This window comes from Pseudomonas sp. BNK-7 (assembly GCF_048072025.1).
Lineage (GTDB): Bacteria > Pseudomonadota > Gammaproteobacteria > Pseudomonadales > Pseudomonadaceae > Aquipseudomonas > Aquipseudomonas danubii.
Genome location: NZ_CP182252.1, coordinates 3055179 through 3074584 on the forward strand (window position 1 = coordinate 3055179; position 19406 = coordinate 3074584).

The 19406-nt window shown below is 59.5% G+C and carries 22 protein-coding genes; 21 read left to right on the forward strand and 1 reads right to left on the reverse strand.

Features of this window, described 5'->3' with window-relative positions; genetic code table 11:
* Positions 1-522 precede the first annotated feature (522 nt).
* Genes rluC through sppA form a run of 3 tightly spaced genes read left to right on the forward strand, consistent with a single transcriptional unit; the run spans position 523 to position 3142 of the window.
* Complete coding sequence (gene rluC / locus ACMGF8_RS14265; RefSeq protein WP_102863916.1) at positions 523-1479, forward strand: 23S rRNA pseudouridine(955/2504/2580) synthase RluC; 957 nt, start codon at positions 523-525, stop codon at positions 1477-1479.
* Entirely contained in the window at positions 1469-2131 is a 663-nt protein-coding gene (locus ACMGF8_RS14270; protein WP_102863915.1) for an HAD-IA family hydrolase, read from the forward strand. The genes rluC and ACMGF8_RS14270 overlap by 11 nt, the downstream gene beginning before the upstream one ends.
* Before the next feature lie 21 nt (positions 2132-2152).
* Positions 2153-3142: a signal peptide peptidase SppA gene (gene sppA / locus ACMGF8_RS14275; RefSeq protein WP_207167293.1), complete on the forward strand. Its 990-nt coding sequence runs from the start codon at positions 2153-2155 to the stop codon at positions 3140-3142.
* Positions 3143-3193: 51 nt separating this feature from the next.
* On the opposite strand, the gene ACMGF8_RS14280 is transcribed toward sppA, so the two are convergent.
* Complete coding sequence (locus ACMGF8_RS14280; RefSeq protein ID WP_207167294.1) at positions 3194-3772, reverse strand: Maf family protein; 579 nt, start codon at positions 3770-3772, stop codon at positions 3194-3196.
* A 105-nt stretch (positions 3773-3877) separates the two neighbouring features.
* Here ACMGF8_RS14280 and ACMGF8_RS14285 point away from each other — a divergent pair, with 105 nt between their 5' ends.
* The 18 genes from ACMGF8_RS14285 to ACMGF8_RS14370 all read left to right on the forward strand — a co-directional run bounded on the left by ACMGF8_RS14285 (position 3878) and on the right by ACMGF8_RS14370 (position 19338).
* A complete protein-coding gene (locus ACMGF8_RS14285) occupies positions 3878-4405 on the forward strand; it encodes a YceD family protein (RefSeq protein WP_011060115.1) in 528 nt (175 codons plus the stop codon).
* Positions 4406-4418: 13 nt separating this feature from the next.
* Complete coding sequence (gene rpmF, locus ACMGF8_RS14290) at positions 4419-4601, forward strand: 50S ribosomal protein L32 (protein ID WP_003179396.1); 183 nt, start codon at positions 4419-4421, stop codon at positions 4599-4601.
* A gap of 3 nt (positions 4602-4604) precedes the next feature.
* Entirely contained in the window at positions 4605-5615 is a 1011-nt protein-coding gene (gene plsX, locus ACMGF8_RS14295) for a phosphate acyltransferase PlsX (protein WP_416759988.1), read from the forward strand.
* A 126-nt stretch (positions 5616-5741) separates the two neighbouring features.
* Positions 5742-6680 (forward strand): ACP S-malonyltransferase, encoded by a 939-nt coding sequence (fabD, locus tag ACMGF8_RS14300; RefSeq protein WP_102863911.1) that lies wholly within the window; start codon positions 5742-5744, stop codon positions 6678-6680.
* A 16-nt stretch (positions 6681-6696) separates the two neighbouring features.
* Positions 6697-7437, forward strand: a complete 741-nt coding sequence (gene fabG / locus ACMGF8_RS14305) for a 3-oxoacyl-ACP reductase FabG (RefSeq protein ID WP_011060118.1) — start codon at positions 6697-6699, stop codon at positions 7435-7437.
* Positions 7438-7633: 196 nt separating this feature from the next.
* A complete protein-coding gene (gene acpP, locus ACMGF8_RS14310) occupies positions 7634-7870 on the forward strand; it encodes an acyl carrier protein (RefSeq protein WP_003175607.1) in 237 nt (78 codons plus the stop codon).
* 110 nt (positions 7871-7980) lie between these two features.
* Positions 7981-9225, forward strand: a complete 1245-nt coding sequence (gene fabF / locus ACMGF8_RS14315) for a beta-ketoacyl-ACP synthase II (RefSeq protein WP_102863910.1) — start codon at positions 7981-7983, stop codon at positions 9223-9225.
* On the forward strand, positions 9225-10040 hold the full coding sequence (gene pabC / locus ACMGF8_RS14320; protein ID WP_207167295.1) for an aminodeoxychorismate lyase: 816 nt from the start codon (positions 9225-9227) through the stop codon (positions 10038-10040). The genes fabF and pabC overlap by 1 nt, the downstream gene beginning before the upstream one ends.
* 3 nt (positions 10041-10043) lie before the next feature.
* The gene (gene mltG, locus ACMGF8_RS14325; protein ID WP_416759992.1) at positions 10044-11219 is read left to right on the forward strand and encodes an endolytic transglycosylase MltG; all 1176 of its coding nucleotides are present in this window, start codon (positions 10044-10046) and stop codon (positions 11217-11219) included.
* 19 nt (positions 11220-11238) lie between these two features.
* Positions 11239-11871: a dTMP kinase gene (tmk, locus tag ACMGF8_RS14330; RefSeq protein WP_416759994.1), complete on the forward strand. Its 633-nt coding sequence runs from the start codon at positions 11239-11241 to the stop codon at positions 11869-11871.
* Positions 11864-12850 (forward strand): DNA polymerase III subunit delta', encoded by a 987-nt coding sequence (locus ACMGF8_RS14335; protein WP_102878935.1) that lies wholly within the window; start codon positions 11864-11866, stop codon positions 12848-12850. Before tmk ends, ACMGF8_RS14335 begins: the two co-directional genes overlap by 8 nt.
* Before the next feature lie 84 nt (positions 12851-12934).
* Positions 12935-13726 carry a TatD family hydrolase gene (locus ACMGF8_RS14340; RefSeq protein WP_102863905.1) on the forward strand — a complete coding sequence of 264 codons (792 nt, stop codon included), beginning with the start codon at positions 12935-12937 and terminating at the stop codon, positions 13724-13726.
* Positions 13727-14528: 802 nt separating this feature from the next.
* A complete protein-coding gene (locus ACMGF8_RS14345) occupies positions 14529-15167 on the forward strand; it encodes a TetR/AcrR family transcriptional regulator (protein ID WP_011060125.1) in 639 nt (212 codons plus the stop codon).
* A gap of 138 nt (positions 15168-15305) precedes the next feature.
* A complete protein-coding gene (locus ACMGF8_RS14350) occupies positions 15306-16274 on the forward strand; it encodes a GTP 3',8-cyclase MoaA (protein WP_305948229.1) in 969 nt (322 codons plus the stop codon).
* 100 nt (positions 16275-16374) lie between these two features.
* The gene (locus ACMGF8_RS14355; RefSeq protein WP_102863903.1) at positions 16375-16977 is read left to right on the forward strand and encodes a DUF4823 domain-containing protein; all 603 of its coding nucleotides are present in this window, start codon (positions 16375-16377) and stop codon (positions 16975-16977) included.
* Between the two features lie 18 nt (positions 16978-16995).
* The gene (locus ACMGF8_RS14360) at positions 16996-17559 is read left to right on the forward strand and encodes a DUF1285 domain-containing protein (protein ID WP_102863902.1); all 564 of its coding nucleotides are present in this window, start codon (positions 16996-16998) and stop codon (positions 17557-17559) included.
* 70 nt (positions 17560-17629) lie between these two features.
* Positions 17630-18343 (forward strand): GntR family transcriptional regulator, encoded by a 714-nt coding sequence (locus ACMGF8_RS14365; RefSeq protein ID WP_416759998.1) that lies wholly within the window; start codon positions 17630-17632, stop codon positions 18341-18343.
* On the forward strand, positions 18340-19338 hold the full coding sequence (locus ACMGF8_RS14370) for an ADP-ribosylglycohydrolase family protein (RefSeq protein WP_416760000.1): 999 nt from the start codon (positions 18340-18342) through the stop codon (positions 19336-19338). The genes ACMGF8_RS14365 and ACMGF8_RS14370 overlap by 4 nt, the downstream gene beginning before the upstream one ends.
* Positions 19339-19406 lie beyond the last annotated feature (68 nt).

Consider the following 19406-nt stretch of genomic DNA (forward strand, 5'->3'; position numbering starts at 1 on the left):
GTCAGGAGGAGGAATCAACCGGCGACTGTGGACGAGATGAAGCGTCTTGAATAAAGCCTAATGCTACACAGTCCGACGGTTGTGCATCTCCACCCTACACGTATCCCTGATAATTCGGGTGCTGCCGCGCGCAGAATCCGCAGCGGGTTGGCATTTACCGTGAACTCCGAAAGGGGAGGTCACGCATCATGGCTAAAGGCGTTGTTTCCGTAACCTTCGCTCGGGGTTGTCTGTCGCCGACTGCACTTTGTGAACTGGCCGTTAATCGCTGCGTAAAAGGCGAGTGATAACTCTGCTTTCTACGGGTTTCAGGCCTCATGTCACCTGCGCTTGTTACAACGTCAGACTCTTCCGGTATGTAGCGAGAGCTGCGTAGGACGGCCTTGCGTCCTTATGAATTGCGTTGGTCAGGGCCGGCTAGTTGCCGCTGTTCCGCTGTCCAGCCGCTTTTGGCGGCGTTCGCGACTATAGCAGCAATCATTAAGTGCTTCAAATCCATAAAAAATTGTTATCATTCGCGCCATGACGACTACTGCCCCCTCGACCCCAGGCGTTCAAATGCTTGAGGTCTCGCCGGAATATGCCGGCCAACGAATTGATAACTTCCTTCTCGCTCGGCTCAAAGGCGTGCCCAAGACCTTGATTTATCGCATTTTGCGCAAAGGCGAAGTGCGGGTGAACAAGGGGCGGATCAAGCCCGAATACAAGCTGCAGGCGGGTGATGTGGTGCGCGTGCCGCCGGTGCGCGTGCCTGAGCGCGACGAGCCGGTGCCGCTGGCGCAAGGTTTGCTGCAGCGTCTTGAGGCGTCGATCGTCTTCGAAGACAAGGCCCTGATTGTGATCAACAAGCCTGCAGGCATTGCTGTGCATGGCGGAAGCGGCCTGAATTTCGGGGTAATCGAAGCCTTTCGTCAGTTGCGCCCGGATGCCAAGGAGCTGGAGCTGGTGCATCGCCTCGATCGCGATACTTCTGGCCTGTTGATGATCGCGAAGAAGCGCAGCATGTTGCGCCACCTGCATGCCGCTTTGCGCGGTGATGGTGTGGATAAGCGCTATATGGCGCTGGTTCGTGGTCACTGGGCTACTGCGCTGAAGCAGGTGCGGGCGCCGTTGCTCAAGAGCAATCTGCGCTCAGGCGAGCGCATGGTGGAGGTGAACGAGGAGGGCAAGGAGGCCTTGACGGTGTTCAAGGTGCTGCGCCGCTTCGGTGAGTTCGCCACTATGGTCGAGGCCAAGCCGGTCACCGGGCGTACGCATCAGATTCGTGTGCACACCCTGCACGCCGGGCACTGCATCGCTGGCGACAGCAAATACGGCGACGATGATTTCACTCGTGAGATTCGCGAGTTGGGCGGCAAGCGCCTCTTTCTTCATGCCTATATGTTGACGGTGCCGCTGCCGGATGGTGGTGAGCTGAAGTTGCAGGCCCCAGTGGACGACATGTGGGCCAAAACCGTGGAGCGCTTGAGTGCACCCTGATTACCAACTGCTGATCTTCGATTGGGACGGCACTCTGGCTGACTCCATTGGTCGGATTGTTGAGTCGATGCACGTATCTGCCGATCGATCCGGTTTTCCTCGGCGTGATGATTTTGCCGTCAAGGGCATCATTGGGCTTGGGTTGCCGGAGGCGATTCGTACCTTGTATCCGGAAATCGACGACGGCCAGTTGGTCGCCTTTCGTCAGCATTACGCGGAACACTACATCGCGCTTGAGGCTGAGCCTTCACCGTTGTTTGCTGGAGTGGTGTCGTCTCTTGAGGCTTTTCGGGCTGAGGGTTATCGGTTGGCGGTCGCTACGGGCAAGGCGCGCCGGGGCTTGGATCGGGTGCTGAAGTCTCATGGCTGGGAAGAGTATTTCGATATCACCCGGGCTGCCGATGAGACTGCCAGCAAGCCCCATCCCTTGATGCTGGAGGAGATTCTTGCTCATTGCGGTGTTGGGCCTCGGCAGGCATTGATGGTCGGGGATTCGTCCTTTGATCTGTTGATGGCGCGTAATGCTGGCATGGATTCGGTGGCGGTTAGCTACGGTGCTCAGTCCATTGAGGCCTTGCAGGTGTTTGAGCCGCGCCTGTCCATCGATCGTTTTCCTGAGTTGCACGCCTGGCTCAGTCAGGGTGTCGATTAAGTTTTCGTTGGGGTAGCAAGCATGTCTGATGAATGGAAGGCGCCAAGCAAGGCCGGCGCTGAAGGTGGTGACGATAAAAGCTGGCAGTTGTTGGAAAAGACCCTCCTGGCCAGTGTTCAGGAGCAGCGTCGTTCGCGGCGTTGGGGGATTTTCTTCAAGCTGCTGACCTTTGTGTACCTGTTTGTCGCGCTGGCGTTGTTTACTCCGTTGATGACCATGGAGAAGAGCGCCGCTCGTGGTGGTAGCTACACCGCAGTGATCGATGTCACGGGGGTGATTGCCGACAAGGAGTCTGCAAGCGCGGACAATATCGTCGGTAGCTTGCGCACGGCCTTTGATGATCCCAAGGTCAAGGGCGTTGTTTTGCGTATCAACAGTCCTGGCGGCAGTCCGGTGCAGTCTGGCTATGTTTATGACGAGATTCGCCGTTTACGGGCTCTGCACAAGGACACCAAGGTGTATGCGGTGATTTCTGATCTCGGTGCTTCTGGCGCTTATTACATTGCCAGTGCTGCTGATCAGATCTATGCCGACAAGGCGAGTCTGGTGGGCTCCATTGGGGTTACGGCTGCCGGTTACGGTTTTGTCGGTGCCATGGAGAAGCTGGGGGTCGAGCGCCGTACCTATACCTCTGGCGAGCACAAGTCGTTCCTTGATCCGTTTCAGCCGCAAAAGCCTGAAGAGACCCAGTTCTGGCAAGGTGTGCTGGATACAACTCATCGTCAGTTCATCGCCAGCGTCAAGCAGGGGCGTGGCGAGCGTCTCAAGGACAAGGAGCATCCTGAGCTGTTCTCCGGGCTGGTCTGGTCTGGTGAGCAGGCACTGCAGTTGGGCTTGATTGACGGCCTGGGCAGCACCAGTTCGGTGGCGCGGGATGTGATCGGCGAGAAGGAAGTGGTGGATTTTACTGTTCAGGAGTCGCCTTTCGATCGTTTCTCGAAGAAGCTGGGCGCCAGCGTGGCTGAGCAGATCGCCATGTGGATGGGCTTTCAGGGGCCAACCTTGCGTTGACTTCGGGGGGGGGTAAAAAGCCGGCCGCAGTGCCGGCTTTTTAGTGTCTGCTCAGGGCACTTCCACGCCTTCGGCCAGTAGCATGTCCACCAGGCGGATCAGTGGCAGTCCTATGAGGCTGGTGGCATCGCTGCCGATGGTGCTCTGGAACAGGCTGACACCCAGGCCTTCGGCCTTGAAGCTGCCGGCGCAGTCGAAGGGCTGCTCTGCGTGCAGGTAGCGTTCGATGCGGGCGCTGTCGAGGTGGCGCATGTTGACCGTAAAGGGGATGCAGTCCACCTGGCATTGGCCGCTCTTGCTGTTGAGCAGTGCTAGGCCGGTGAGGAAGGTCACGCTCGCGCCGCTGGCGTCCAGCAACTGCTGGCGGGCCTTGTCGAAGGTGTGAGGCTTGCCGATGACGCGCTCTCCCAGTATCGCCACCTGATCCGAGCCGATGATCAGGTGTGCTGGGTGGGTGGTTGCCAGGGCGCGGGCTTTTTCCTCGGCCAGGCGCTTCACCAGCTCTATGGCGTGCTCGCCTGGGCGGTGGCTTTCGTCAATGTCAGGAGAGCTGCAAGTGAAGGGGAGTTGCAGGCGAGAGAGCAATTCTCGGCGGTACACCGAGCTCGAAGCTAGTAATAAAGGCAGCATGCGCATCTCCTGGGGTGGGGCGGGAATTCTAGCGGGGGTCGCAAGTGACGGACAGGGCTGAATTTCCTTTGACATGGCCGGGGGCATCCCTATAATGCTGCGCCTATGTTGAATGACCCGATTCCACCTCACGTTGACCCGCGCAAATTGGCTGACCGTGGCACCACCCTTCAAGGTGAACTGCTGCTGGCCGATTTGGAGAGACTCTGCGACCCGCTTTCCGACAATGTCGGTACGGTGCAGGCTAAATTCGTTTTCGAGCGTGACGAGCGTAAAGCTGTAGTTATCCACAGCTCCATCGACGTCGAAGTCAAAATGGTTTGCCAGCGTTGTCTTGAGCTGGTCACCCTGCCGATCCACAGCGAGTGCAGTTACGCCGTGGTGAAGGAGGGTGCGAATACCCAGTCGTTGCCGAAAGGTTATGACGTGCTGGAACTGGGCGAAGATCCTTTGGATCTGCAGGCGTTGGTCGAGGAAGAGCTTTTGCTTGCCTTGCCCATCGTGCCTGCTCATCATCCGGAAGAATGCCAGCAGCCGGCGGGGCTCGATGAGCCCGAACCGAGCGAGGACGAGGTAACGCGGTCCAACCCGTTCAGTGTATTGGCGCAGTTAAAGCGTGACCCAAACGTTTAGGAGTTAATCAATTATGGCTGTTCAGCAGAACAAAAAATCCCGCTCTGCCCGTGACATGCGTCGCTCCCACGATGCTCTCGAGGCTAGCACCCTGTCCGTAGAAAAGACCACCGGTGAAGTTCACCTGCGTCACCACGTATCGCCAGAAGGCGTATACCGTGGTCGTAAAGTGATCGACAAGGGCGCTGACGAGTAATCCTTGTCCGCTCAAGTCATCGCGATTGACGCAATGGGCGGGGACTTCGGTCCCCGCAGCATTGTTCAGGCCAGTATTGCTTGCCTGTCTGCTACCCCCTCGCTGCACCTGACCCTGGTCGGTCAACCCTCCCTACTTGAAGAGCTGCTCTCCGGTCATTCGGCCGTGGATCGCGCACGCCTGACGATTACTCCGGCAAGCGAAGTGATTGCCATGGACGAGAAGCCTGCCCAGGCATTGCGTGGCAAGTCTGATTCGTCGATGCGGGTGGCGCTCGAGTTGTTGCGGGATGAAAAGGTCCAGGCTTGTGTCAGTGCAGGTAATACCGGGGCGCTGATGGCTCTGTCGCGTTACGTGCTCAAGACCCTGCCCGGCATCGATCGTCCGGCGATGGTGGCTGCCATTCCCACTCAGCGCGGCTATTGCCAGTTGCTGGACCTGGGGGCCAACGTCGATTGCAGTGCCGAGCACCTGTTGCAGTTCGCAATCATGGGGTCGGTTGCGGCACAAAGCCTGGGCATCGTGCGGCCAAGAGTGGCCTTGCTGAATATCGGTACCGAAGACATCAAGGGTAATCAGCAGGTCAAGCTGGCGGCGAGTCTGCTTCAGCAGGCGCGAGGGCTGAACTACATAGGCTTCGTTGAAGGTGACGGGTTGTATCGCGGCGAGGCGGATGTGGTGGTGTGCGACGGTTTTGTCGGCAACATCCTGCTCAAGTCCAGCGAGGGGCTGGCCACCATGATTGCTGCTCGTATCGAGGCATTGTTCAGGCGCAATCTGCTATCCCGCGCCGTAGGTGTGCTGGCCTTGCCGCTGATGCGGCGATTACAGGCGGACCTGGCGCCGGCTCGGCACAATGGTGCGAGCTTTCTCGGGTTGCAGGGAATAGTGGTGAAAAGCCACGGTTCTGCGGGTGTTCAGGGGTTTCAGAGTGCGATTCAGCGTGCATTGATCGAAATCCAGGAAGACCTGCCGCGACGCCTGCATGGGCGCCTTGAAGATCTGTTGCTTTAGGCGTTTATCCTGTGGAGTGCTTAAATGTGACCGCTCAGTTCAATTGGCCATCCAACTGTCAGTTTCTTGCGTCCACCGCGGTGTGACGTCAATTCTCCTACGACAAGATCATTAGGGGCTTGTTACATGTCTGCATCCCTCGCATTCGTCTTTCCAGGACAGGGCTCGCAGTCCCTCGGCATGTTGGCCGAGTTGGGCGCGCAGTACCCACTGATCCTCGATACCTTCAAGGAAGCCTCCGATGCTCTGGGCTACGACCTCTGGGCTCTGACCCAGCAAGGTCCCGAAGAGCTGCTCAACCAAACCGACAAGACTCAACCGGCCATCCTCACCGCCTCCATCGCCCTATGGCGTGTCTGGTTGGCTGAGGGTGGTGCGCGTCCGGCCTTCGTCGCGGGTCACAGTCTGGGTGAATACAGCGCTCTGGTGGCCGCTGGCAGTCTGACTCTGGCCGAAGCGGTCAAGCTGGTCGAGCGTCGTGGTCAGCTGATGCAGGAAGCCGTGCCGGCAGGTCAAGGCGGCATGGCGGCCATTCTTGGTCTGGACGACGCCGATGTCGTGGCGGCCTGTGCAGAAGCTGCGCAAGGTGAAGTGGTTAGTGCGGTGAACTACAACTCCCCGGGCCAGGTGGTGATCGCTGGTGCCAAGGCGGCGGTGGACCGTGCTATCGAGGGTTGCAAGGCGCGCGGAGCCAAGCGCGCCATGCCATTGCCGGTCAGCGTGCCGTCCCATTGCGAGCTGATGCGTCCTGCGGCTGAGCGTTTCGCTGAATCGATTGCTGCGATCAACTGGCAGGCACCGCAGATTCCGCTGGTACAGAATGTCAGCGCCGCCGTGGCGGCCGACCTAGATACTCTCAAGCGCGACTTGCTGGAACAGCTGTACAAGCCTGTGCGCTGGGTCGAGTCGGTGCAGACCCTGGCGAATCAGGGCGCCACCCAGCTGGTGGAATGCGGTCCGGGCAAGGTCCTGGCCGGTCTCAACAAGCGCTGCGCCGAAGGCGTGTCGACCTCTAACCTGAATACCCCAGATGCTTTCGCTGCCGCTCGTGCAGCGTTGGCCTGAACTAGGAGAAGCTTGCATGAGTCTGCAAGGTAAAGTTGCACTGGTGACCGGCGCCAGCCGTGGGATCGGCCAGGCCATCGCGCTTGAGCTGGGGCGTATGGGCGCCACCGTGGTGGGTACTGCCACTTCCGCATCGGGGGCCGAGCGCATCGCCGCTACCCTCAAGGAAAACGGCATTCAAGGCACCGGCCTTGAGCTCAATGTCACCAGCGACGAGTCCGTGGCTGCGGTTCTGGCCAGCATCACCGAGCAGTTCGGTGCGCCGGCGATCCTGGTGAACAACGCCGGTATCACTCGCGACAACCTGATGATGCGCATGAAAGATGACGAGTGGTACGACGTGGTCGATACCAACTTGAATAGTCTGTATCGCCTGTCCAAGGGTGTTTTGCGTGGCATGACCAAGGCTCGTTGGGGTCGAATTATCAGTATTGGCTCTGTTGTGGGTGCCATGGGCAACGCAGGCCAAGTAAACTACGCCGCCGCCAAAGCCGGTCTGGAAGGTTTCAGCCGTGCCCTGGCGCGTGAAGTGGGTTCGCGGTCGATCACTGTGAACTCGGTTGCTCCCGGTTTTATCGATACCGATATGACCCGCGAGTTGCCGGAAGCACAACGTGAAGCCCTGCTGACGCAAATTCCGCTGGGTCGTCTGGGTCAGGCTCAAGAGATCGCGCAAGTGGTCGCTTTTCTGGCATCCGACGGTGCGGCATACGTTACTGGGGCTACAATCCCGGTCAACGGCGGGATGTATATGTGAGTCAAATGTGACGGATTGCTTCAAAAAAATGTCATACGAGCTGTCTAAAATCCGTTATAAAGCTGCAATCAATTTATAGGCAGATGGCCAAAGGGTTTGAGGGATGAAGCTTTCAGTTGAAAAGCTGAAAAGCCTTTCTATACACTTACCCACTGGCCAGCTGCCTGAATTTGTCCATTAGGAGTGAAAACAAGGTATGAGCACCATCGAAGAGCGCGTCAAGAAAATCGTTGCTGAGCAACTGGGCGTTAAAGAAGAAGAAGTTGTGAACACCGCTTCCTTCGTTGAAGACCTGGGTGCCGACTCCCTTGACACCGTTGAGCTGGTGATGGCTCTGGAAGAGGAATTCGAGACCGAAATCCCTGACGAAGAAGCTGAAAAGATCACTACCGTTCAAGCAGCTATCGACTACGTTACCAGCCACCAGGCTTAATCGTTTGTAGTCGTCTTTTGCTGTCATGGAAAAACCGCACTGCCGTTACGGCGTGCGGTTTTTTCTTTAGGCCTGATACAAAGTGTCGTCATTAGAAAAAGGAGAGTGCTGTGTCGCGTAGACGCGTCGTAGTCACCGGTATGGGTATGTTGTCGCCACTGGGTACGGATGTACCGAGTAGCTGGCAGGGCATTCTGGCTGGCCAAAGTGGCATTGGTCTGATCGAACACACCGACCTTTCTGCCTATTCCACCCGTTTTGGCGGCTCGGTAAAGGGCTTCAATGTCGAGGAGTACCTGTCGGCCAAAGAGGCCCGCAAACTCGACCTGTTCATTCAATACGGTCTGGCGGCCGGGTTTCAGGCGGTGCGTAACGCCGGCCTGGAAGTCACCGATGCCAACCGCGAGCGCATCGGTGTGGCCATGGGGTCGGGTATTGGCGGTTTGACCAATATCGAAGAAACCAGCCGCATCCTGCACGATTCCGGCCCACGGCGGATTTCTCCGTTCTTCGTGCCCGGTTCGATCATCAATATGATTTCCGGCTTCCTGTCCATCCATCTGGGTGCCCAGGGGCCGAACTATGCCATTTCTACTGCCTGTACCACTGGTACCCACTGCATCGGCATGGCCGCGCGCAACATTGCCTACGGCGAAGCCGACGTGATGATTGCCGGTGGCGCCGAAATGGCCGCCTGTGGCCTGGGTATGGGGGGCTTCGGTGCGTCCCGTGCGCTGTCGACTCGCAATGACGAGCCGACCCGTGCCAGCCGTCCGTGGGACAAGGGGCGTGATGGCTTCGTGCTGGCCGACGGTGCGGGTGCCCTAGTTCTTGAGGAACTGGAGCACGCCAAGGCTCGTGGCGCCACCATCTACGCTGAGCTGATCGGCTTCGGCATGAGCGGTGATGCCTATCACATGACGTCGCCACCCGCCGATGGCGCCGGTGCCGCTCGCTGCATCGCCAACGCCTTGCGTGACGCCAAGCTCAATGTCGATCAAGTGCAGTACATCAACGCCCATGGTACTTCGACTCCGGCCGGTGACCTGGCGGAAGCCGAAGCGATCAAGAGCGTGTTCGGCGACCATGCCTACAAGCTCGCGGTCAGTTCCACCAAGTCCATGACCGGTCACCTGCTGGGTGCTGCCGGGGCGATCGAGGCGATCTTCAGCGTACTGGCAATCAACAGTCAGGCTGCGCCGCCCACCATCAACCTGGATGAACCGGATGAGGGTTGCGACCTCGATTTCGTGCCGCACACTGCGCGCAGCATGGACATCGATGTGGTGCTGTCCAACTCCTTCGGCTTTGGTGGCACCAACGGCTCCCTGGTGTTCCGCCGGTTCTCCGAGTAATGCATAGCTGGGTCGACGGTCGGCCAGCTGACGCGCTGTCGCTCAGGGACCGCGGCCTGGCCTATGGCGATGGTCTGTTCGAGACCATCGCTGTCCGAGCCGGGCAACCGCAACTGCTGGAGCGGCACTTGCAGCGTCTGGCCGAAGGCTGCCGACGTCTGGCGCTGAGCGCGGATCAGGCGCTGATTCGCGACGAAGTGCTGGCCTATGCGGCGGCCCTGGGGGAGGGCGTGCTCAAGCTGATCCTGACCCGGGGCGACAGCCTGCGAGGATATGCCGCCGATCCTGCAGGTGCTGCGCGGCGGATTCTCCAGGGCGGGGCCTTGCCGGCTTATCCGGCGGCTCATGCCGATCAGGGGGTTGTGCTGTTCCCTTGCGTCACGCGTTTATCCGAGCAGCCGCTGTTGGCCGGCCTCAAGCATCTCAATCGCCTTGAACAGGTTCTGGCTCGCGCTGAATGGAGCGATCCCGAGCACGCCGAAGGCTTGATGCTCGACGCTGCCGGACGGGTGATCGAAGGTGTATTCAGCAATCTGTTTCTGGTCAGTCAGGGGCGTCTGCTGACGGCTGATCTGAGTCGCTGCGGTGTGGCTGGAGTGATGCGCGCTGAAATTTTGTTTCAGGCCGAGTCACAAGGCATCCCCTTTGAAGTGACGGATATCAGCCTTGATCAACTGCAACAGGCGGACGAGGTCTTCGTCTGCAACAGTGTCTACGGCATTTGGCCAGTGCTTGGCTGCGCCGGGATGAGCTGGTCGGCGGGTGCGCTCACCCGTAAACTGCAGGGCATTACCCGCGCACTACTGGATGCTTGATTCGTGAGACGTAAATTACTGCTCCTGCTGGAAACCGGACTGGTCCTGGCAGGTCTGCTGCTGGGCGCGAGTGCCTGGAAACTGCACTCGGCCCTGGAACAACCGCTGAACCTGAGTCAGGAGCAACTGCTCGATGTTCCCGCCGGTTCCACGCCCACCGGAACCTTCAATCGTCTGCAGGCTGATGGCGTGATCCAGGACGCGTTCTGGCTGCGCCTTTACTGGCGCTTCAACTTGCCGGGGCAGCCTTTGCACAGCGGCGAGTACCGCATGACACCGGGCATGACTGCCGAAGGCCTGATCGGTCTCTGGCAGCGAGGCGAGGTGGTGCAGTACAGCCTGACCCTGGTGGAGGGCTGGACCTTCCGTCAGGTGCGCAATGCCCTGGCCAAGAGCGACAAATTGCAACAGACCCTGACCGGTCTCAGCGACAGCCAGGTGATGGAGAAGCTCGGACACGGCGGCGTGTTCCCCGAGGGGCGTTTCTTCCCCGATACCTATCGTTTTGTGCGCGGCATGACCGATGCCGAGCTTCTGGAAAAAGCCTATGACCGCCTGGACGATGTACTGGCCAAGGAGTGGAGCAGGCGGGCTGATGATGCGCCTTACAGTGATCCCTATCAGGCGCTGATCATGGCGTCGCTGGTGGAAAAGGAAACCGGCGTGCCCCATGAGCGTGGACAGATCGCCGGGGTCTTTGTACGGCGCATGCAGATCGGCATGCTGCTGCAGACCGATCCTACCGTGATCTATGGTCTAGGTGAGCGCTACAACGGCAAGCTGACCCGGGCACATCTCAAGGAAGCCACGCCCTATAACACCTATGTGATTGCCGGGTTGCCACCCACGCCGATTGCCATGGTCGGGCGCGAGGCGATTCATGCCGCTCTCAATCCGGTGCCGGGAAAGAGCCTGTATTTTGTTGCCCGAGGTGACGGCAGCCATGTGTTCTCCGATGATCTGGATGCCCATAACAGCGCCGTGCGCGAGTTCCAGCTCAAGCGTCGCGCCGACTATCGTTCCAGCCCGGCGCCAGTAACTGCTCCGGCCGCTCCCGAAGCCGAGAGTTCGGCGCCGGCAGTTGCGCCTCAGGCGGCGCCGGACAGCTCGCCACCAGCGTCACCTACGCCGGCTGCGGCTCCGGTGGAGCCCGAACCCGCGCCGAAACGCCCGCAATGACTTTGATTAAGGACTGCCTGTGACTGGCTTGTTTATTACCCTGGAAGGCCCGGAAGGTGCCGGCAAAAGCACCAACCGCGAGTACCTCGCCGAGCGTTTGCGCGCTGCAGGCATCGAAGTGTTGTTGACCCGCGAGCCTGGTGGCACGCCCCTGGCTGAACGGATTCGCGAAGTGTTGCTGACTCCGGGGGAGGAGGTCATGAGCGCCGATACCGAGCTGCTGTTAGTGTTCGCGGCCCGCGCCCAGCACTTGGCCTCGGTAATTCGCCCGGCACTGGCCCGGGGCGCGGTAGTGTTGTGCGACCGCTTCACCGACTCGACCTACGCCTATCAGGGGGCCGGTCGTGGCCTGAGCCTTGCGCGCATCGCTGCCCTTGAGGATTTCGTCCAGGGCCAGCTGCGCCCGGACCTGACCCTGGTGTTTGACCTGCCAGTGGACGTTGGCCTGGCCCGGGCCAGTGCCCGTGGCCGGCTGGATCGCTTCGAGCAGGAAGGCCAGGCGTTTTTCCAGAAGGTGCGTGAGGCTTACCTGAAGCGAGCTGAAGCTGCTCCGCAGCGTTATTTCCTGGTGGATGCGGCGCAGCCACTGGCGCAGGTCCAGCGGTCCCTGGATGCCTTGCTGCCACAATTGCTGGAGCGCGCCCGTGGCTGAGGTCTTTCCCTGGCAGGACGGCCTCTGGCAACAGTTGGCGGGGCGCGCGCAGCATGCTCACGCCTACCTGCTGCACGGCCCGGCGGGAATTGGCAAGCGGGCCCTGGCTGAACGCCTGATGGCGCGCCTGTTGTGCCAGCGCCCCGACGGGCTGGATGCCTGCGGTCAGTGCAAGTCTTGTCTGTTGTTGCAGGCGGGTAGTCATCCAGACAATTACGTGCTGGAACCCGAAGAGGCGGACAAGGCGATCAAGGTCGACCAGGTTCGCGAGCTGGTGAGTTTCGTGGTCCAGACTGCGCAGCTGGGCGGACGCAAGGTGGTGCTGATCGAGCCTGTGGAGTCGATGAACATCAACGCCTCCAACGCCCTGTTGAAAAGCCTTGAGGAGCCTTCAGGCGACACCGTGCTGTTGCTGGTGAGCCATCAGCCCAGCCGGCTGTTGCCCACCATCAAGAGCCGTTGTGTGCAGCAGGCGTGCCCATTGCCCAGCGCGGCAATGAGTCAGCAGTGGCTGTCCCAGGCCTTGCCTGAATGCACCGAGGAGGAGCGGTTGGAGCTGCTGACCCTCGCGGCGGGATCGCCGCTGGCTGCCGTCGGCTTGCAGGCCCAAGGGGTGCGTGAACAGCGGGCGTTGGTGGTAGAGGGGGTGAAGAAGTTGCTCAAGCAGCAACAGTCGCCAACCCAGTTGGCCGAGGCCTGGAATGCCATCCCCTTGTTGCTGCTGTTCGATTGGTTCTGTGACTGGTCGAACCTGATCCTGCGCTACCAACTGACCCAGGACGAAGACGGGCTGGGGTTGCAGGACATGCGCAAGGTGCTGCAGTACCTGGCGCAAAAGTCCGGCCAGGACAAGGTGCTGGCGATCCAGGACTGGATCCTGGCCCAGCGGCAAAAGGTTCTGAGCAAGGCCAACCTCAATCGCGTGTTGCTGCTGGAAGCGCTGTTGGTGCAATGGTCGGCGTTGCCTACCCAGCGCTGACAGGCAGCGCCTAAAATCAAGCCTGTATCCGGCCGGACTGTGCAGTCCGGCCCTTTCATTTATCGGATGTAGTTGCAGTCTCTTATGCTCGTAGATTCCCATTGCCACCTTGATCGTCTCGACCTTGCCGCCCACGACGGCTCACTGGATGCCGCGCTCGATGCCGCCCGTCAGCGCGGTGTCGGGCATTTTCTGTGCATTGGCGTCAGTGCCGACAACGCGGCGGACGTCAAAGCGCTGGCCGAGCGTTATGACGACGTCGATTGTTCGGTGGGGGTGCATCCGCTGGATGTGCAGCCGGGGGCGGCTCCGGCGCTGGACTGGTTGCTGGATGAATTGAACCATCCGCGAGTGGTGGCTATCGGCGAAACCGGCCTGGACTATCACTACGAGCCGGAAGCGGCCGAGTTGCAGCAGGAGTCCTTCCGTTTGCACCTGCAGGCCGCGCAGCAGACTGGCAAGCCGGTGGTCGTGCATACCCGCGGTGCCCGGGCCGATACGCTGGAGCTGTTGCGTGAAGCTGCATTGCCCAATGCCGGCGTGTTGCATTGCTTCACCGAGGACTGGGACATGGCCAAGGCGGCTCTGGACCTGGGGTTCTATATTTCTCTGTCGGGCATTGTCACCTTCCGCAATGCCGACGCTTTGCGCGATGTGGCGCGGCAGGTGCCTGCCGATCGCTTGCTGGTGGAAACCGATTCACCTTATCTGGCGCCTATCCCCTATCGCGGCAAGCCCAACCTGCCGCAGTACGTACGTGAAGTGGCGGAGTTCCTGGCAATGTTGCGGGGCGAAGCCTATGACGCCTTTGCCGAACAGACCACAGCCAACTTCAAACGTCTGTTTCCCCTGGCGCGAGTCAAGGGCGAGGCCTGAGTCGCCGGTGTGTGGAAGAGCAAATTTCAGGCAAAAAAAACCCGGGTTCTGGGGGGTGAATCCGGGTTAAGACCATTAGGAGTAAAACTAAGGCACGCGGTCCTTCGGTACCTTGATCGGCGTTTCACTTGGGGGAGATGTCCCGCCGACAATTCAAGTATTGATCACTATTGCATTCAGTCCAGTTGCTCCTGTTCGTTTTTTAAACAAATTTGGAATACGAGCGCTTCGGTTGAGTTCTCATTTGCGGTGTTTTGGGGCTTATTTCGTTGAAAATCCAAAAAAATCAGTCTGTTTGCGCAAAATTTGCACGAATTTGACGGTTTTCACCCTTCGGTAAACACACAAGCTGTTGCAGTTTTGTTTCCCGAGAAGCCTGATCCCCATCAATGGTATCGATACATTCAGACCTTTCACCTGTCCTGGATGGAGCTTTCAAGGCTTATCGGTAACATTTCCTGATGATGATAAAGGCAACACTTCTGCGAAGCAGTGAAGCAATTACGACTCATTGCGGTATTTTCGTCGAGTGTGGGGCTGAGGTCGGTATCGAGACCCGATTACAGAAAAATCGAGACTTTACGGTCTGATACGAGGCTTTACAGCTGTAGATGTTTTCTATTTGAACCGCTTGCCGGCCCCGTATTCACTGGATTTTCCGGACGCTTGCGACTCATCTGTGTCTTTTCGCCTCGAGGGCTTTTACGTCAGAAACAGTGGCAACGACGGATGATCCGTGCATTTTGGCGCAAGTTAGGCATAATACGCGGCTTCGATTTTGACCCCGAACAGACCTTTTCTTATGCAAAAAGAACCTCGTAAGGTCCGTGAGTTTCGTCGCCGTGAGCAAGAAATTCTCGATACCGCGCTCAAGCTGTTCCTCGAACAAGGTGAAGACAGTGTCACCGTCGAGATGATTGCGGATGCCGTGGGTATCGGCAAAGGGACCATCTACAAGCATTTCAAGTCCAAGGCGGAGATCTACCTGCGCCTGATGCTCGACTATGAGCGGGATCTGAACGAGTTGCTGCACTCTGCCGATGTCGACAAGGACAAGGAGGCTCTGTCTCGGGCCTACTTCGAGTTCCGCATGCGCGATCCGCAGCGCTACCGATTGTTCGACCGCCTGGAAGAGAAGGTGGTCAAGGGCAATCAGGTGCCGGAGATGGTCGAGGAACTGCACAAGATCCGTGCTTCCAACTTCGAGCGCCTGACCCTGCTGATCAAGGGGCGAATCAGCGAAGGCAAGCTGGAAGACGTGCCGCCTTACTTCCACTACTGCGCTTCCTGGGCGCTGGTGCACGGTGCCGTGGCGCTCTATCACTCGCCATTCTGGAGCAATGTGCTCGAGGATCAGGAAGGTTTCTTTCAGTTCCTGATGGACATCGGCGTGCGCATGGGCAACAAGCGCAAGCGCGACCCCGACACTTCCAACAGCTGAGGCATTCGCCCGTTGTATTGCGCCATCGGGTAACTGTATGGCGCGGTGTCCGAGGAATATACTCAGGCATGGGACTTGCTAAAACCTGATTTTTGAGTCAGGTTTTGCCGGTTCTCCCTTCTTACGCCGGAGTCATCCATGATCGTTGATCGTCAAGGCAGGCGCTTTCGCAACTTGCGGATCAGCCTGACGTCTGCCTGCAACTACGCCTGTACCTACTGCGTGCCCAACGGCAAGCGGCTGGTGGCTGCCCAGGATGAGTTGTCGGCCCAGGCGATGGCCCGGGGCGTGGCGTATCTGATCGAAGCAGCCGGCATCGAGCGTTTGCGCATCACCGGCGGTGAGCCCCTGGTCAGCCCCAAGCTGGAAGCTTTCATGACGGCGGTGGGGCGGATGGATCTGGAAGACATCAGTCTGACCACCAACGGTCAGTTGCTGGCGCGCAAGCTGCCATTGTTGCTGGAAGCAGGGATCCGTCGAATCAACGTTTCTCTCGACACTCTGGATGCCAAGGCCTTTCGCAGCATCGCCCGCGGCGGGGATCTGGCCACTGTGCTCGATGGCATGCAGCAAGCCCGTGCGGCGGGGTTGAAGATCAAGGTCAACATGGTGCCGTTGCGCGGACAGAACCTGGACCAGGTCATGCCGTTGCTCGATTACTGTCTGCAGCAGGGCTATGAATTGCGTTTCATCGAGTTGATGCGCATGGGCCACCTGGCCAGTGACGGCAATGCTTTCCTGCAGCAGTTTGTCAGCCTGCAGCAGTTGCTGGACCTGATCGGCCAGCGCTACGACTACCTGCAGGCCGACGCGCCACTGGATGCCACGGCCGTACGCTACGAGATTCCCGGGCTTGGCCATTTCGGAGTGATTGCCAACGAGAGTGTGCCGTTCTGCCGGACTTGCTCGCGCCTGCGACTGTCTTCCACTGGCTGGTTGCACGGCTGCCTGTCTTCGAGCAATCGTCACTATGTTGGCGATCTGCTGGACAAGCCGCGCCATCAAGCTTTGCCGGCCCTGCAGCGCCTGTTGGTCAAGGCCTTGGGAGACAAGCAGGATGTGGCCTTCTCCGGCGGAGCCACGGTGATGAAGATCATCGGTGGCTGATGCTGATTTTCCGTGAGTTTCCTTCAATCGCGTAGCTGGCGCGGAAGCTGCATCCCGTGGCCATTCGCCGGTTTTCCGTCACCGGATTTTGGAGGGTAGGATGCGTAGCCTGGTTTTGCTGCTGGCCTTTTTGGCACTTGGCGGCTGCATGAATGTCAGTGATATGGGCGAAGGGGTGCGTTATCACCTGAGTGACGCCGGGGTGCTCGACCACAGTGATACCCGCCGTACCAGCTCATTCCGCATTCAGCCGGATTCGTTCATTTTCATCGCCCAGGGGCCTTTCGCTCCTCCAGGCAGCGCGTACCCGCGGCCCAACGTGGTGGCGGAGGAAGCCTTCAACGGCTTTATCGAATATTTCCCCATGGTGCGTCGCGCCCGAGCAGCCGAAGGCCTCAACGAAGCCATGGCCGAAGCCCGGGAGCTAGGAGCGCACTATCTGCTTTACGCCCGTTTTGCCAAGGCGGATGACCGCATCGGCAACTCCGATGAGTGGCTGGATCAGGAAGCCGTGGACCGCCTGGGGGTCGATACCAGTACCATCCAGATCATGCTGATCGAAACCAGTACCCAGTATCTGATCGATTCGGCACGTATTCGCAGTCGTGGCGGTTTACTGACGTTCCACGACAACAAGCCCCAGGATCTGCTCGGCCCACCCTTGCAGCAATACGCGCGCGGTTTGCTGGGCTTGAGTGACTGATTGATTGAGGAGAGCGGTATGAGTGGTCCAGGCAAGGCCAACGACCTGTTGGCGCAGATTCCCAAGGCTGAGAAGGGCCTGCCGCCGGTCCACTTGTGGAACCCCGATTTCTGCGGCGATATCGACATGCGCATCGCTCGTGACGGTACCTGGTATTACCTGGGCACACCCATCGGCCGCAAGCCCATGGTCAAGCTGTTCTCCACGATCATCCGCCGTGATGGCGACCAGTACTTTCTCATCACTCCGGTTGAGAAAGTGGGGATCAAGGTTGATGACGCACCTTTCGTTGCCGTGACCCTGGAGGTCGAAGGGCAGGGCGAAAACCAGGTGTTGCGCTTCACTACCCAGGTCGATGAACAGGTGGTTGCCGGCGCTGAACATCCCCTGCGCGTGGTGATCGATCCTCAGACCCAGGAGCCTGCGCCCTATATCCTGGTTCGACACAATCTTGAGGCGCTGATCCATCGCAACGTCTTCTACCAACTGGTGGAACTGGCTCAGACGCGCACCCTTGAAGGCCAGAACTGGCTGGGAGTGTGGAGCGGCGGAACGTTTTTCCCCATAGGTCTTGAGCCTTAGACGGACGTTTCAAGCCGGTGTAAAAAGATATTTCTTGCTCTTGATCCGATCTTTCATGTATCAACCGGACATGATCAAACATGTCCGATTCGATAAGAAAACAAGAGTGGTCGACGAGCTGATCCGGCGCATTGAAAGCGGTCTCATGGAAGACGGCTTCCAGCTTCCGGGGGAGCATCAGTTGGCCGAAGAGTTCGGTGTCAGTCGCGGCACCTTGCGTGAGGCCCTGGCTGAGCTCAAGCGTCGCAACTACATCGCCACACAGAGCGGCGTCGGCTCCATTGTCACCTTCGATGGCGTGGCCCTGGACCAACATCACGGTTGGGCCCAGGCGCTGGCCGACAGTGGAGCGCTGGTCAATACCGAGGTGTTGCGCCTGGAGGCGATCTGCCGTCCCGAGCTCAAGCACCGCCTGGGCACTGACCAATTCATTGCCCTGGACCGCCGTCGCCGCAGCACTGAGGGGCGGGTGCTGTCTCTTGAGCGCTCCCTGATCCCTGCATCCGGCGAGCTTGAAGGCCTGCCGCGGGTTGGCCTGATCGATGATTCCCTGACCATTACCCTGGCCGCCTACGGCTATATCGGCGCGCGTGGCGATCAGTGGATCGGTGCCGAACCCTTGAATGCCGAAGACGCCGAGCTGCTGGGCCGTGCTCCCGGAGAAGTGTTCCTCAAGGCCCTGCGCACTACCTATGACCGCCAGGGACGCTTCATGGAACAGGTGGAGAGCCTGTTGGACCCGCAGCATTTTCGCCTGCACCTGCAATTTGGAGAGTCAGGGTGAGCCAGCTCCGGCGGGCGCTTGGCGCTTTTTATGGATTGGCCTTGGGCGACGCCTTGGGCATGCCGACCCAGTCCCTGAGTCGTGAACAGATCCAGCAACGCTTCGGCGCTATCGATACCCTGGAAGATGCCGGCCCGGACCAGCCGATCGCGGCGAACATGCCTGCCGGCTCCATTACCGACGACACTGAACAGGCGATCCTGGTGGGCCGCCTGCTGGTCCAGGGCCAAGGCCGTATCGCTCCGACCGCGCTGGCCAGCAGCCTGATTGAATGGGAGGCCGCGATGCAGGCCAAAGGCTCCCAGGACCTGCTTGGGCCTTCCACCAAGCACGCGATTGAACTGATCCTCGCCGGTCACTCGGTGGAAGAGGCTGGCCGCTACGGCACCACCAATGGCGCCGCGATGCGTATCACGCCAGTGGGCATCGCCAGCGATGTTGCCCACCCCGATCGTTTCATCCAGGCGGTGGTCCAGGCCTGCCAGGTCACCCACAACACCAGCCTGGGCATTGCCAGTGCGGCAGCGGTGGCGGCAGTCGTGTCCGCCGGTGTCAATGGCGCTTGCCTGGCGGACGCTTTGCCCCTTGGGAGGCAGGTTGCCTGGCAGGCACAGGCGCAAGGTTACTGGGTCGCCGGTGCCAGTATTGCTGCGCGCCTGGAGTGGGCCGCCACTCTGAGCGTGGATGGCGACAAGCAGGGGTTTGCCCGGATGCTCTATGAGCTGGTGGGGACCTCGGTGGCATCCCAAGAGTCGGTGGTAACGAGCTTTGCCCTGGCCTGGCAAGTGGCGCTTGGTCATCTGGAAGCCTTCGAGGCCTTGTGCATGGCTGCCAGCCTGGGGGGCGATACCGACACAATCGCCGCGATTCTCGGGGCCATGCTCGGCGCCTGCCTTGGGCTGGAGGCGTGGCCCAGGGATTTGATCGACCGGGTGCAGCAAGTCAATGAACTGGATTTGCAGCCGCTGGTACAAGAGCTGCTGGCTCTGCGCTGAGCCAGCTTGCTCTGAGAACACCCATGGCTATGGAAAGCTAAAAAACACGGCCAGGAATGCCGGGATGT